The organism is Roseibium aggregatum (assembly GCF_014692675.1).
Lineage (GTDB): Bacteria > Pseudomonadota > Alphaproteobacteria > Rhizobiales > Stappiaceae > Roseibium > Roseibium aggregatum_C.
The window spans coordinates 68,430-82,691 of the sequence record NZ_JABFCZ010000015.1; the positions used below are offsets into that span (position 1 = coordinate 68,430).

Consider the following 14,262-nt stretch of genomic DNA (forward strand, 5'->3'; position numbering starts at 1 on the left):
GTTTTACAGAGTTTTCGAATAAATGAAGAATGGCTCCGCCAGAAGCAGTACGGTCGTCTTCAGCGTCACAATGGCGCTCGTTCTGCTGCTTGCGTTCGGTGTTTATGCAAGCAACCGCATGCTGACCCATTGGTTGCTGGTTCGAAATATCGAACAGACGGCCGCGCTGGTTCCCTCGGCCGTCGTCTCGGCCGGGCTGACGGACGACTTCTACTCCATGCTGCCGGAAAGCGCGCCGACGGGAGCGGGCCTGCGCCTCAAGACGGAAACCGGCGCCGCGGAGAAAAGCGACAAATCGATCCGGATTCCGGACCTGCAGATGTCCGAAAAGCTGCTCTCTTTCATGTCCGCGGCGCTGCAGCCTTCCCATGTCGTCGCCAATCGCTTCGTCTCTCTGACCGACATCGAACAGGGTCCGCGCTTCGCCGACCTCCTGGCCGCAGCCTTTTCAAAAGACACCAAGGGCGCGACATATGACATCCGCCGCCTCGGGCTGCAGACGGCACTGGAACAGGTCGAGCTGAAAACCGGCCCTTATGCGGACGTCGAGCTGACCTGGTGGGGCAAGCTCGAAGCGGCATCCTTCCTGATTTTCCCGCAACGAGACACGGAGGGGATGGTCCGGGGCGCCCTGGTGGTCCTCCTGGACAACACCAAGCGGATCGAAAGCCTGTCGATCATTACCCTGATCAGCAGCGGCGTCATCGCGGCGCTGTGCCTGGCATCGTTCCTGTTTGCCGCCTTCCTTTTGTGGATGCGCTTCCACGACCAGGTCAAGACCAACCGCGACATCGAATTTCTGGCGCACCACGACGCCCTCACCGGACTGCCGAACCGCGCGGTGTTCAACGCACGCCTGAACGAATCCCTGCGTCTGGCCCATGCCAAGGCGAGCAACATGGGCGTGATGCTGATCGACGTCGACAAGTTCAAGGAAATCAACGACACCTACGGCCATGCGACCGGCGACATCTTTCTCCAGATCATCGCCGACCGCCTGCGCGCTGTCTACAGCGACCACCTGGTGGCGCGCCTGTCCGGCGACGAATTCGCCGTCATGATCCAGTCGGTTTCCGACGTGGCCCGCCTGACCAAGCTCGCCTCCGACATGCTGGCGGCAACGAAGCACCCCTGCGTCATCGACGGCAAGGAAATCAAGATCTCCCTGTCGATCGGCATCGCCCGCGCGAGCGACGGCAACTGGCGGTCTTCCCGCCTGCTTCACTGCGCCGACCTTGCCCTTTACCGGGCGAAACATTCCGGACGCTCGACCTTCGCCTGGTATACGCCGGAGATGGACGCCGATGCTCTGAAGCGCAAGGAAATCGAGGCCGGCCTGGTCAAGGCCCTGAAATTCGATCAGTTCGAGCTCCTGTTCCAGCCGCAATACTCGCTGACCGACAATCAGCTCAAGGCCTACGAATCGCTCATCCGCTGGGAGCATCCGACGAAGGGCTCGATTTCGCCCGACATTTTCATTCCGGTTGCCGAAGACAGCGGCCTGATCGAAGCCATCGGCGACTGGGTTCTGACGCGCGCCTGCCAGGAAGCGGCCGGCTGGCCGGACAAGAACCTTCGCATTGCGGTTAACGTTTCCGCCGCCCAGTTCATGGCCGGAGAAACCCACAAGAAGGTGGCACGCGCCCTGCGCGAGTCCGGGCTCGATCCGTCGCGCCTGGAAATCGAAATCACGGAAAGCCTGCTGATTTCGAATACCGATGCGGTCGTCGAAACGCTCAACCAGATCCGCGACCTTGGCGTGTCGATTGCCATGGACGATTTCGGCACCGGCTATTCGTCGCTGAGCTATCTGAGCCGTTTCCCGTTCGACAAGATCAAGATCGACCGGTCGTTCATTCATAACCTCGGCAAGGACGCCGGAACCGATGCGATCGTCACCTCGATCATCGGCCTCGGCCGCTCTCTCGATGTCCTGATCACCGCGGAAGGGGTGGAAAACCAGGAACAGGTCACGTTGCTGCGCGCGGCAGGCTGCAACCTCGTCCAGGGCTACCTCTTCGGCCGTCCCGGATCGGTCGAAGCCCATGCCGACTTCATGGCCCGCAACGACCCGCGCCCGGCAATGGCCCACACCAAAGCCCATGGCAGCGCCACGCAGGCAGGCGAAGCTGAGGCGAAAGCGCAAGTCGAAGCCACGGACGAAGACCGGAACGAACAGCCGCAGCCTTCCGTCAGTGCCACAGGTTGAGTGTCAGCTCGCTCCCGACCGGTTGACCCGCGCGATCAGCTCCGCACCGGTTTCCTTCCGCTCCGAATAGCGGTCGACCAGATAGTCCTTCCGACCGCGCAGGAGCAGCGTGAACTTCATCAGTTCCTCCATGACATCGACCACCCGGTCATAGAGCCCGGACGGTTTCATCCGCCCGTCGTCGTCGAACTGCTGGAAGGCCTTGGGGACGGATGACTGGTTCGGGATCGTGACCATGCGCATCCAGCGGCCAAGCACCCGCATCTGATTGAGCGCATTGAACGACTGGGACCCGCCGGAAACCTGCATCAGCGCCAGCACCTTGCCCTGGGTCGGGCGAACCGCGCCGAGGCTGAGCGGGATCCAGTCGATCTGGGTCTTCATGATGCCGGTCATGGCCCCGTGACGTTCCGGCGAACACCAGACCTGGGCTTCCGACCAGGCGCTCAGCTCGCGCAGTTCCTGCACCTTGGGATGATCCGGCCCGGTATCGTCCGGCAGCGGCAGACCGGAGGGATCGAAGATCCGCGTCTCCGCGCCGAAGGCCTGCAGCAGCCGTTCGGCTTCCTGCGCCAGAAACCGGCTGTAGGAGCGTTCGCGCAAAGACCCGTAGAGCAGCAGGATCCGCGGCGGATGGTTCAGATCTTCAGGCGTTTCCAGCTTCTGCCGGTCGATCGGCCGGAAGTGCCCGGAGGCGATATTGGGAAGATCGGAACAGTCGGGCTTTTCTGTCGTCACCGTCACGCGCCCTTTTTCACCACCTCGCCGTCCTCCTTGATGAAGTCCCCGATGTCCTGCGGCAGGAGTTCCAGAACCGTTTCCGACGGCCGGCACAGGCGCACGCCCTTCTCGGAGACCACGATCGGCCGGTTGATCAGGATCGGATGCTCCATCATGAAATCGATCAGCTCGTCATCAGACCACTTGTCCTCAGCCAGTCCCAGTTCGTCGTAAGGTGTTCCCTTCTGGCGCAGCACATCGCGCACCGGCAGCCCCATGCGCTTGATCAGGCCGACCAGTTCGTCGCGGCTCGGCGGGGTTTTCAGATATTCGATCACGGTCGGCTCGACGCCCGCCTTGCGGATCATTTCCAGCGTGTTGCGCGAGGTGCCGCATTTCGGGTTGTGGTAGATGGTCATCGTCATGGGGTCAGGTAACCTCTTCGTTGGCCGGCGCCGCGACGCCGCATATTTCCGGTCTGCCGTGGCAGCAATCCTCCGTCAGGAAGCCAAGCAGACTGCGCATCCGGTCGAAACAGACCGCATAATAGATCCGGCGCCCCTCGCGCCGGGACGTCACCAGCCCGCCGCGTTCGAGTGCCGAAAGATGGAAGGACATCCGCGTCGGCGCCACAGACAACGTCTCCGCGACCTCGCCCGATGCCATGCCGTCCGGCCCGGCCTTCACCAGAAGCCGGAAGGCCGCAAGCCGGTCTTCCTGGGCAAGGGCCGCAAGCGCGGCGATGGCGGTGTCATCCTTCATATTTCGACATTACAAGAATACTTGGAAAATTCAATCGAAGGATTGCATCCAGGAACACCTGTTCCAGGACGGGTCGTTCAATTTCGGCTGTTTCGGGTCACATGGCGGCAGCTGCGCGGGCGGCCTGATCGTAGTTGCCGGAGACGAGACGCAGCGTCGCCGCAAGCCGGGACAGTTCGTTCTCGTCGAGGCCCAGCGCCTTCATCGGCTTGATCAGCAGCGCTTCCCGCAGACGGCGGTATTCCAGGCAGGCGGTTTCGCCGCTTTCGGTGATTTCCGCCGTCTTTTCCTTGCCCCGCCGGCCGGATTTGATGAGACCGGCCTTTTCCAGCTTCTTCATGGCATAGGTCACCGTGTGCGTGTCCTCGATATTCAGCACGAGGCAGATATCCGACAGCGTCTTCGGGCGGTCGCGGTGGTTGATCGTGTGCAGGACAAGAACGTCGAGCGGGCTCATGCCTTCGGTGCCCGACGCCGACATGCACCGCACCATCCAGCGGTGATAGGCATTGACCATCATGGTCACCGCGAACTCGACTTCCGACACCGCCGGCATGGCGCCGGAAGCCAGATGGGCCGACGACACGACAGGGCCGATGCTGGGGGGCTGGTCGGGCGTCTTGTCACTCATTGGCTTTTTCCTTGTCCTCCCAACCGCCTCGCAACCGGCTGGTTCCTGCGCCCCTTCTAATGCGACATCATGTTCTGGGGCAACCACAGAGCCAGTTCCGGGAAGGTCACGATCAGCACGACCGCCAGGATCATGAGCAGGAAGAACGGCAGGGCCATCCGCGCGACCTTGAAGATGTTGTGGCCGGTCATTCCCTGCAGCACGAACAGGTTGAAACCCACAGGCGGTGTGATCTGGCTCATTTCCACGACCAGCACCAGGTAGATGCCGAACCAGATCAGATCGAGACCAGCCTGTTCGACCATGGGCAGGATCACCGACGTGGTCAGCACCACGACGGAAATCCCGTCGAGGAAACAGCCGAGCACGATAAAGAACACGGTGAGCGCGGCAAGCAGCTGCAGCGGCGACAGGCCGAGAGAGCCGATCCAGCCGGCCAGTTCGCGGGGGATGCCGGTAAAGCCCATGGCAACGGTGAGGAAGGCGGCGCCGGCCAGGATGAAGGCGATCATGCAGGACGTCCGCGTCGCCCCCATCAGGGCGTCGGTGAAGCTCTTCTTCGTCAGCGTGCCGGAGGCCCAGGACAACAGCAGCGACAGCACCACGCCGATGGCGGCTGCTTCGGTCGGCGCGGCAAGGCCTGCATAGATCGAGCCGATCACGCCGGCGATCAGGGCGATCACCGGGAACAGGCGGCGGGTCGACTTGACCCGGTCCCAGAACGGGATCTGCGGCTCCTTCTCCGGCATCTTCGATGCATTCAGGGTCGCCCAGATCGCCACATAGCCCATGAAAAGCACACAGAGCATGGCGCCGGGAACGACACCGGCGACGAACAGCCGTGCGATCGACTGCTCGGTGGCGGCCCCGTAGACGATCAGGATGATCGACGGCGGGATCAGAAGACCGAGCGTGCCGGACCCGGCCAGCGTGCCGATGGCCATTCTCTCGTCATAGCCGCGCTGCTTCAGTTCCGGCAGCGACATCTTGCCGATGGTCGCGGTGGTCGCCGCCGACGAGCCGGAGACCGCGGCAAAGATCCCGCAGCCGAGAATATTCACATGTAAGAGCCGGCCGGGCAGGTTGCGCATCCACGGCGACAGGCCGGCGAACATGTCCTCCGACAGGCGCGAACGGAACAGGATCTCGCCCATCCAGATGAACATCGGCAGGGCGGTCAGGTCCCAGGAATTGGCAGCCCCCCAAACGGTGGTGGCCAGCACCGAGCCGGCCGGCGCCGACACCAGCAACATCATGGCGATCAGCGCAACGCCGAAAAGCGCGATGGCAACCCAGATGCCGGTGGCCAGCGCCGCCAGCATGCCCAGTCCCAGACACAGGGCAACAAGGGAGAGATCCATTATTCCACTCCCTCAATCGCGTCGCTGCGATCGGCGGCCTGATAACTGGCCGGCCTGCCCCGCACCGCGCGCAGAAAATCGTCGAGGATCGAGATCGCGAAAACGGCGAGCCCTGCCGTCATGACCAGTTGGGGGATCCACAGCGGAATGGGAATAATGCCGAAGGAGACCTCGTGGTAGAGGTAGCTGTCGTAGACCAGCAAAGCCGCATTCCACGCAAAAAAGCTGACAAGAACCAGCGCAACGCCGAGGCACCAGACTTCGAAGGCCTTCGCGACCGGCTTGGATACCTGCTGCAGCAGGATCGAGACCCGGATGTGGTCGCCCATGCGCAGCGTGGAGGCGAGCGCCAGGAACGAGGCGCCGACCAGCAGGAAACCGGCAATTTCGGCAAGAGAGGGAACCAGGAGGCCGAGCGGCTCCAGGCCGATCAGCTTTCGAAACCCGTCGATGAGCCGGCAGGACACCTGGATCACGACAAGACTGGCAATTGTAACGAGACAGGCGGCGGCCAGTCCGCCGGCCAGACGGTAGAGCCCGTTGAGAAAGGCGCGCATCGGCAGGGTCTCCCGCGCAGACAGGAAGCATCAGAGCCGGGCGCATTCGCCCGGCTCCCTTACGCAATCACTTATTTGGAATAGGCTTCGATGATCGCCTTGCCGTCGGCACCGGCGCTGTCCTGCCATTCGGCAACCATGGTCTTGCCGATTTCCTTCAGCGACGCCTGCAGCGCCTCGGAAGGAGCGGCGACCGCGATGCCGTTGTCCTTCAGCATCTGGGTCTTTTCGGCGGTTTCCGCCTTGGAGGCTTCCCAGCCGCGGGTTTCGGCAGTGGCGGCAGCGTCCATGACGGCGACCTTTTCAGCGTCGGAAAGGCCGTCAAAGGCCTTCTTGTTCACGATCACCATGTTCTTCGGCAGCCAGGCCTGGGCGTCGTAGTAATGGTCCAGGTAGTCCCAGGCCTTGGAGTTGGCACCGGTCGACGGAGAGGTGATCATTGCCTCGACCCGGCCGGTGGAGAAGGCGGTCGGCAGGTCTGGCACTTCCACCTGGGTCGGCACGGCGCCGGCCAGCTGGGCGATCCGTTCGGTCGACGCGTTATAGGCGCGGAACTTCAGGCCCTTCAGGTCGTCGATGGTGTTGATATCCTTCTTGGCGTAGATGCCCTGCGGCGGCCACGGCACGGCAAAGAGCAGCTGCAGCCCCTGATCGGCGAGCTTCTTTTCCAGGAACGGCTTGGACGCCTGATAGAGCTTCCAGGCATCGTCATAGGAGGTTGCCACGAACGGCACCGAGTCCACGCCGAAGACCGGGTCTTCGTTCGAAAGGCGCGACACCAGCACTTCGCCGATCGGCGCCAGGCCCTTGCGGACCGCGTTCTTGATTTCCGGATGCTTGAACAGCGAGCCTGCGGAATGGATCTGGATGCTGAGGGAACCGCCGGTCTTGTCGGAGACGTCCTTGGCGAATTCCGCGATATTGACGGTATGGAAGTTGCTGTCGCCGTAAGGCGTCGGCATGTCCCATTTCGTTTGGGCGGAAGCGGAAGCAAGACCGGACAGACCGATGACGGCAGCAGCGGCAAGGCGGACGCCTGCCTTCGAAAGATGACGTGAAAGCAGCATGTTACTCTCCTCTTGGAAGCGGGACTTTTGTCCTCGTTCGGTGACCCGACGACGCCGTTCCGTCCCTTTGACAAGACGGCGAAACCGGGTCCAGATGACAGGCTAGACCCGGCGGAAAGAAATATCAACGATTTATCGACAAATTGTGACTGTTTACATTATTCTCAAATACGGCAATCGCAGCCTGAGGGAGAAGAAGCCATGACCGTCCGCTACGAAATCCTGGTTCCAGGCTCCAGTCTCGCCTTCGAAGGCGGGTTCTTCGGCATCTCTTCCATCGTGCTCGTGGAAGCCGGCGGCAAGCGGGCGCTGTTCGACTGCGGCCACGGCACCACCCGCCGCTTGCTGCGCGAGGGGCTCGCGGCGCGTGGCCTCGCCCTGGACGACATCGACCTCCTGGTCTTCTCCCACGGACATTTCGACCATGTCCTGAACCTGGACCTGTTCCCCAATGCGCCGATCCTGATGAGCCGCGACGAACGTGACTATGTCGAAACGCCGTTTGAGGACGATCCGGCAACACCGCGCTACCTGCCTGCCCTGCTTTCAGACCGTGACGTTCAGCTGATCGATGGCGAGGCGGAAATCCTGCCGGGCGTGACCGCCTTCCCGACCCCGGGCCACGCACCGGGTCATATCTCGCTGGAACTTGCCGCCGCAGACGGACCGGTCGTTCTCGCCGCCGACGCCCTGAAGACCGCCCGTGAGGCGCTTTCCGGCATTCCGGACATGGAGATCGATCCGCAGAAACGCGGCAAGGCCGCAATCCGGGAAGTGCTTCGCCGGGGCAAGGTGATCGTGCCGGGCCATCATCCGACGCTCTTCAAGGATGAGGACGGCAACCTGTCCTGGAGCGACCTCCAGGAGATGCCGCTCCTGATCCGCTAGAAACGTTATGCGATCCATGGCGCCGGTGCGGTCGCCGGATATCCGTTTGAAAGGGGCAAAACAGCAAAATCCTGGATCATAGTCATTTTTTCATCGACAATTTATCGATAAAATGTCAACGTTGGATCAAACGGAAGCTGGCAACGGCAGGAAAGAATTGAGACGGCACGCCCGAGTGCGGTAGCCATGCCGGCAGGACGACGACAATCAAAAGAGGGTATGAACATGACGGCGAAATGGGATTTCTGGATCGATCGCGGCGGCACCTTCACCGACATCGTCGGCCGTGCGCCGGACGGCAGTATCCACCCCCACAAGGTGCTGTCAGAAAATCCCGAAGCCTACCGCGATGCCGCCATTCAGGGGATCCGCGAACTGATGGGCATCGAAGCCGGGGCTGCGATCCCTTCCGACGAGATTGCCACCGTCAAGATGGGCACCACGGTCGCCACCAACGCCCTGCTGGAACGCAAGGGCGAGCGCACCGCGCTGTTCATCACCAGGGGCTTCCGCGACGCACTGGAGATCGGTTACCAGGCCCGGCCCGACATCTTCGCCAAGGAAATCATCAAGCCCGAACTCCTCTACGAGCAGGTCTACGAGATCGGCGAGCGCGTCCGTGCCGACGGCACCCTGGAAACCCCGCTCGACGTCGACGGCGCGAAGACCGCGCTGCAAGCGGCCTATGACGACGGCATCCGGTCCATCGCCATCGTGCTGATGCACGCCTATGCCTATCCGGACCACGAGGTAAAGCTTGCGGCAATCGCCCGGGACATCGGCTTCCCGCAGATTTCGGTCTCCCATGAGGTCTCGCCGCTGATGAAACTGGTCGGCCGCGGCGACACCACCGTCGTCGATGCCTATCTGTCGCCGATCCTGCGCCGTTATGTGAACCAGGTGCAGGAGGAACTGGGCGAAGGCCCGCGACTGATGTTCATGCAGTCGTCCGGCGGCCTCACCGCCGCCGACCTGTTCCAGGGCAAGGACGCGATCCTGTCCGGCCCGGCCGGCGGTGTCGTCGGCGCGGTCGAGACCTCGAAAATGGCCGGCTTCGGCAAGATCATCGGCTTCGACATGGGCGGCACCTCGACCGACGTCTGCCACTTCGACGGCGACTATGAGCGCGCCTTCGAGACGGAAGTCGCCGGGGTGCGCATGCGCGCGCCGATGATGATGATCCACACGGTCGCGGCCGGCGGCGGCTCGATCCTTCACTACCGCGACGGCCGTTTCCAGGTCGGCCCGGATTCCGCAGGCGCCAACCCGGGTCCGGCCTGCTACCGCCGCGGCGGTCCGCTGACGGTCACCGACGCCAACCTGATGACCGGCAAGCTGGCTCCGGACTTCTTTCCGAAGATCTTCGGTCCGAACCGGGACGAACCGCTGGACGAAACCGCCGTCAAAACGAAATTCGCCGAGCTGGCGGAAAAGATCGGCGACGGCCGTTCACCCGAGGACGTCGCCGACGGCTTCCTGAAGATCGCCGTGGAAAACATGGCCAACGCCATCAAGAAGATCTCCGTCCAGCGCGGCTATGACGTCACCGAATACGCCCTGACCTGCTTCGGCGGCGCCGGCGGCCAGACCGGCTGCATGGTCGCCGACACGCTCGGCATGACCACCGTCATCGTGCACCCCTTCTCCGGCATCCTGTCCGCCTACGGCATGGGCCTTGCCGACATCAGCGCCAGCCGCCAGCAGGCGGTGGTCAAGCGGCTGGAGCAGAACCTCCTGCCGGAACTCGACAAGCTGCGCGACGAACTCGCCCACCAGACCGAAGCCGAACTCGCTTCCCAGGAGATCGGCCCCGACGCACGCCAGACCCGCGCCATCGTGCACCTGCGCTACGAGGGCACCGACACGCCGCTGCCGGTCGAACTCGCACGTATCGATGCCATGCGCTACGCTTTCGAGGAAGCGCACAAAAAGCAGTTCGGCTTCGCCTACGAGGAAAAGCCGGTGGTCGTCGAGGCGCTGGAGGTGGAAACCTTCGGCGGCGGCGCGGGCATTTCCGAACCGGACCTGGGGCTTTCAGGAGAAATCCCCGCAGCAGTCACCTCGACGAAATTCTTCTCCGACGGCGATTGGCACGAGGGCAGCATCTACAAGCGCGATGCGCTCAAACCCGGCATGACCGTCGACGGTCCGGCGCTGATCATCGAACCGCATGCGACCGTCGTGGTCGAGCCCGGCTGGCAGGCGCAGATCAACGCCAAGGACCATGTGATCCTCAACCGCGTCGTTCCGCTCGCACGTACCGAGGCCATCGGCACCCATGCCGATCCGGTCATGCTGGAGGTGTTCAACAACCTGTTCATGTCCATCGCCGAACAGATGGGCGTGACCCTGCAGAACACCGCGTATTCGGTGAACATCAAGGAACGGCTCGACTTCTCCTGCGCGGTCTTCGACCACGACGGCGCCCTGGTCGCCAACGCACCGCACATGCCGGTGCATCTGGGCTCCATGGACCGCTCGGTGGAGACGATCATCAAGCTCAACAAGGGCAAGATCAAACCGGGCGATGTCTTCGCGCTCAACGCGCCCTATAACGGCGGCACGCACCTGCCCGACATCACCGTGGTTTCCCCGGTCTTCGACGACGACGGCAAGGAGATCCTGTTCTGGGCGGCTTCGCGCGGCCACCACGCCGATGTCGGCGGTTCCGCGCCGGGCTCCATGACCCCGCGCGCCACCACCGTGGACGAGGAAGGCGTTCTCTTCGACAATTTCAAGATCGTCGACCAGGGCCGTTTCCGCGAGGCGGAGCTGGTGGAGCTTCTGACCGACCACCCCTACCCGGCCCGCAATCCGCACCAGAACGTCGCCGACCTGTCGGCCCAGATCGCGGCCAATGAAAAGGGCATCCAGGAACTCAGGAAAATGGTCTCCCATTTCGGCCTCGACGTGGTCCAGGCCTATATGGGTCACGTCCAGGACAACGCGGAGGAAAGCGTCCGACGGGTGATCTCGGCCCTGAAGGACAGCGAGTACGAATATCCGACCGATCAGGGTTCGGTGATCAAGGTGAAGATCACCGTCGACAAGGAAAGCCGCGAGGCGACCGTCGACTTCACCGGCACCTCCGGCGTGAAGCCGAACAACTTCAACGCGCCTGAGCCGGTGACCCGCGCGGCCGTGCTCTACTGCTTCCGCGTGATGGTGGAAGGCGACATTCCGATGAACGCCGGCTGCCTCAAGCCGATCCGCATCGTCCTGCCGGACGACTGCATGCTGAGGCCGTCCTATCCGGCAGCCGTGGTTGCCGGCAACGTGGAAACCTCGCAGCACGTCACCAACGCGCTCTTTGCCGCCTTGGGCGCCATGGCCAACAGCCAGGGCACCATGAACAACCTGACCTTCGGCAACGACACCTACCAGTACTATGAAACCATCTGCTCCGGCTCGCCCGCCGGTCCCGGTTTCAACGGCACCGACGGTGTCCATGTCCACATGACCAACTCGCGCCTGACCGATCCGGAAGTGCTCGAGTTCCGCTTCCCCGTGCTTCTGGAGGACTTCCATATCCGCAAGGGATCCGGGGGAACCGGCAAGTGGCATGCGGGCGACGGCACGAAACGCACCCTGCGTTTCCTGGAAAAAATGGACTGCGCCATCCTCGCCTCCCACCGCACCATCCACCCCAGGGGCCTGGAGGGCGGCAGCGACGGCGAACTCGGCCGCACCGAGGTGCGCCGCCTGAACGGCAAGGTCGAGGTGCTGGAAGGCTGCGACCAGACCATACTGGACGCGGGCGAAGCCGTCACCGTCATCACCCCGACGTCGGGGGGATGGGGCAAGGCCTGAACCATTAGACTGCTTTTATGCAACCCGGGGCGCACTTCCGTGTCCCGGGTTTTTCTTTTTGACGTTTTGGCGTGAACAGCGGACTGAGCGTTGAGACCACAGTCTATCCGGCCGCGCAATGCCGGCAGAAAACCGTTGCCCACCAATAATCCGTCCCATTTCCATTTTCGCGCTCTGATAGAAATTTCCACCAGGAATACTCAGAATTTTAACAGAATAGAAACCACAGTTACGCAGATGATTATGCATGCGAAACGGTAGATATCGCTAGAATTTCGAGGAACATACTCAAGATTGGAAGATAGTTTATTGTAAAATTTACCTATCTTTTGATGATCGAGATAATTCTCCCGAAATTTCTTACGTTTAAATGCGCTAAATCACTCAAAGAGCTCAGCTGAAGAGACGGGTCACCATGAAATTCATCGCTTTTCGGTCGGTATCGTCCAAGATCCTGTCACTGGTCGTTCTATTAAGCGCCGCGCTTGTCATCGTCGCTGTTGTCGGCATCTATCAGATGAGCCGGATCGGCGGCGAGCTGACTGCAATTGCCGAAGAGGATATCCCTCTCACGGAAACCGTGAGCGCGGTCACGGCGCATCAGCTGGAACAAACAGTCATGCTGGAGCGGATGCTGCGTTTCGGCGGCATCAAGAGCCGCGACGCCGAAAAGGGTTTCCGGACGAGCGTGGAACGCTTCGAGGAACTCGCCGGCGACGTCGACGAGGTCATTGCCTCGGCGGAGACACTCGCCCGAAGCGGCCTCGAACATGCCTCGACAACGGAAATGAACGACAAGTTTCAGGCCGTCCTTGCGCGCCTGGACAAAATCAGGTCCGAGCATGACGTCTTTAACGCGGATGCCCGCCAGGTCACCAGGCTGATCGAGGCAGGCAAAATCGACGAGGCGAGCACGCTTGCCGAAGCGGTGGAAGCGGAAGAGGAAAGGCTCGATCAGGAAATGGTTGCGCTGATGACCGACCTGCAGGCCTTCACCGCAAAAGCGGCCCTGACGGCCGAACAGCATGAAAGCGCCGGCATCTGGCAGCTGGTCATCGTCTCGCTCGTCTCCATCCTGGTCGGCATCGGCCTGTCGCTCATCATCTCCATCAAATCGATCAGCCGCCCGCTCAAGCTGGTCACCCACGCCTTGAACAGGCTTGCCGAGGACGACACCTCGATCGAACTGAAGACGGGCGGCGCCGACGAGATCGGCCAGCTGTCGCGGACCTTCGCCAACTTCCGGGAAAAGACCATCGAGATCAAACGTCTTCAGGCCCAGGCCAGGGAAGAGGAAGAACGCATCGAGCGGGAGAAACGGGAAGTCACCCTGCGCATGGCCGACGAACTGGAAAACACGGTCAAATCGGTCTCCGACCGGATCGGCGTGGCCGTGAACGAACTGGCGATCACCGCCAACCGGATGTCCGCCACAGCGGTTCAGACCTCTGAGCGCGCCAACGGTGTCGCGAGTGCCGCAGAACAATCCTCCACCGGAATTCAGTCGGTCGCCGCCTCGACGGAAGAACTGGTCACCTCGATCCAGGAAATCAGCCGACAGGCCTGTTCGGCTATGGAGCTTGCGAGCGCGACCAACGAGCGTGTCGCCGCCTCCAACAAGACGGTCGAAGGCCTGTCTCATGCCGCACAGAGCATCGACGACGTTGTCAGACTGATCAACGACATCGCCGATCAGACCAATCTCCTGGCCCTGAACGCGACCATCGAAGCGGCACGCGCGGGCGATGCAGGCAAGGGCTTTGCGGTCGTCGCCTCCGAGGTGAAGGCCCTCGCCAACCAGACGAGCAGCGCGACCGAGGAGATCAGCCGCCAGATCAAGGACATGCAGACCGGCTCCGCCCAGACTGCGGAAGCCATCATGGCCATTGTCGATGCGATCACCGACATGAACCAGCAGATCACCGGCATCGCCTCGGCCGTGGAGGAACAGAATTCCGCAGCCGCCGAAATTTCCCGTTGCGTGACCGATGTGGCCCAGGGCAGCAGCGACATCACGACCAGCATCTCCGATGTCAGCCACGGCGCGACCGATTCCAGCGCCGGCGCCCAGCAGGTCATGGATACGGTCGGTCTGCTCTCCAGCCAGACCGCGCAACTTCAAAAGGAACTCGACGGCTTCCTGTTGAATATCCGCGCAGCCTGACCGGCGTCGCGCCTCAGATACGGCAAGCCTGCACACAACCTTCCCCGCTCTGTATGCCCCCAAGGACCGGCAGGCCGATAAGCTCGCCGGTCG

General features: G+C 62.2%; 11 protein-coding genes. 4 read left to right on the forward strand and 7 right to left on the reverse strand.

Going from position 1 to position 14,262, the window contains the following annotated elements; all coding sequences use genetic code 11:
• Positions 1–22: 22 nt before the first annotated feature.
• Positions 23–2,209, forward strand: a complete 2,187-nt coding sequence (locus tag HK439_RS14450) for a putative bifunctional diguanylate cyclase/phosphodiesterase (RefSeq protein ID WP_190292223.1) — start codon at positions 23–25, stop codon at positions 2,207–2,209.
• Positions 2,210–2,212: 3 nt separating this feature from the next.
• On the opposite strand, the gene arsH is transcribed toward HK439_RS14450, so the two are convergent.
• The 7 genes from arsH to HK439_RS14485 all read right to left on the reverse strand — a co-directional run bounded on the left by arsH (position 2,213) and on the right by HK439_RS14485 (position 7,307).
• A complete protein-coding gene (gene arsH / locus HK439_RS14455) occupies positions 2,213–2,953 on the reverse strand; it encodes an arsenical resistance protein ArsH (protein WP_328804167.1) in 741 nt (246 codons plus the stop codon).
• Complete coding sequence (gene arsC, locus HK439_RS14460; protein ID WP_190292224.1) at positions 2,950–3,354, reverse strand: arsenate reductase (glutaredoxin); 405 nt, start codon at positions 3,352–3,354, stop codon at positions 2,950–2,952. The genes arsH and arsC overlap by 4 nt, the downstream gene beginning before the upstream one ends.
• 4 nt (positions 3,355–3,358) lie before the next feature.
• Positions 3,359–3,691, reverse strand: coding sequence for an ArsR/SmtB family transcription factor (locus tag HK439_RS14465; protein ID WP_190292225.1), 333 nt, complete (start codon positions 3,689–3,691; stop codon positions 3,359–3,361).
• Between the two features lie 97 nt (positions 3,692–3,788).
• Positions 3,789–4,322, reverse strand: coding sequence for a winged helix DNA-binding protein (locus HK439_RS14470; RefSeq protein WP_190292226.1), 534 nt, complete (start codon positions 4,320–4,322; stop codon positions 3,789–3,791).
• Positions 4,323–4,378: 56 nt separating this feature from the next.
• A complete protein-coding gene (locus HK439_RS14475) occupies positions 4,379–5,683 on the reverse strand; it encodes a TRAP transporter large permease (RefSeq protein WP_190292227.1) in 1,305 nt (434 codons plus the stop codon).
• On the reverse strand, positions 5,683–6,240 hold the full coding sequence (locus HK439_RS14480) for a TRAP transporter small permease (protein ID WP_190292228.1): 558 nt from the start codon (positions 6,238–6,240) through the stop codon (positions 5,683–5,685). Before HK439_RS14480 ends, HK439_RS14475 begins: the two co-directional genes overlap by 1 nt.
• A 71-nt stretch (positions 6,241–6,311) precedes the next feature.
• Complete coding sequence (locus HK439_RS14485; protein WP_190292229.1) at positions 6,312–7,307, reverse strand: TRAP transporter substrate-binding protein; 996 nt, start codon at positions 7,305–7,307, stop codon at positions 6,312–6,314.
• A gap of 201 nt (positions 7,308–7,508) precedes the next feature.
• Between HK439_RS14485 and HK439_RS14490 the strand changes: the two genes are divergently transcribed.
• From HK439_RS14490 to HK439_RS14500, 3 genes are all read left to right on the forward strand, one after another.
• On the forward strand, positions 7,509–8,195 hold the full coding sequence (locus tag HK439_RS14490) for an MBL fold metallo-hydrolase (RefSeq protein ID WP_190292230.1): 687 nt from the start codon (positions 7,509–7,511) through the stop codon (positions 8,193–8,195).
• Positions 8,196–8,420: 225 nt separating this feature from the next.
• Entirely contained in the window at positions 8,421–12,005 is a 3,585-nt protein-coding gene (locus tag HK439_RS14495; RefSeq protein ID WP_190292231.1) for a hydantoinase B/oxoprolinase family protein, read from the forward strand.
• A 415-nt stretch (positions 12,006–12,420) separates the two neighbouring features.
• A complete protein-coding gene (locus tag HK439_RS14500) occupies positions 12,421–14,169 on the forward strand; it encodes a methyl-accepting chemotaxis protein (RefSeq protein WP_190292232.1) in 1,749 nt (582 codons plus the stop codon).
• Positions 14,170–14,262 lie beyond the last annotated feature (93 nt).

What these genes read in the sequence shown, in the direction of transcription:
- HK439_RS14475 (WP_190292227.1), bottom strand. Translation starts at nt 5,683, where the DNA reads ATGGATCTCTCCCTTGTTGCCCTGTGTCTGGGACTGGGCATGCTGGCG.
- HK439_RS14480 (WP_190292228.1), bottom strand. Translation starts at nt 6,240, where the DNA reads ATGCGCGCCTTTCTCAACGGGCTCTACCGTCTGGCCGGCGGACTGGCC.
- HK439_RS14450 (WP_190292223.1), top strand. Translation starts at nt 23, where the DNA reads ATGAAGAATGGCTCCGCCAGAAGCAGTACGGTCGTCTTCAGCGTCACA.
- HK439_RS14465 (WP_190292225.1), bottom strand. Translation starts at nt 3,691, where the DNA reads ATGAAGGATGACACCGCCATCGCCGCGCTTGCGGCCCTTGCCCAGGAA.
- arsC (WP_190292224.1), bottom strand. Translation starts at nt 3,354, where the DNA reads ATGACGATGACCATCTACCACAACCCGAAATGCGGCACCTCGCGCAAC.
- HK439_RS14485 (WP_190292229.1), bottom strand. Translation starts at nt 7,307, where the DNA reads ATGCTGCTTTCACGTCATCTTTCGAAGGCAGGCGTCCGCCTTGCCGCT.
- HK439_RS14500 (WP_190292232.1), top strand. Translation starts at nt 12,421, where the DNA reads ATGAAATTCATCGCTTTTCGGTCGGTATCGTCCAAGATCCTGTCACTG.
- HK439_RS14470 (WP_190292226.1), bottom strand. Translation starts at nt 4,322, where the DNA reads ATGAGTGACAAGACGCCCGACCAGCCCCCCAGCATCGGCCCTGTCGTG.
- HK439_RS14490 (WP_190292230.1), top strand. Translation starts at nt 7,509, where the DNA reads ATGACCGTCCGCTACGAAATCCTGGTTCCAGGCTCCAGTCTCGCCTTC.
- HK439_RS14495 (WP_190292231.1), top strand. Translation starts at nt 8,421, where the DNA reads ATGACGGCGAAATGGGATTTCTGGATCGATCGCGGCGGCACCTTCACC.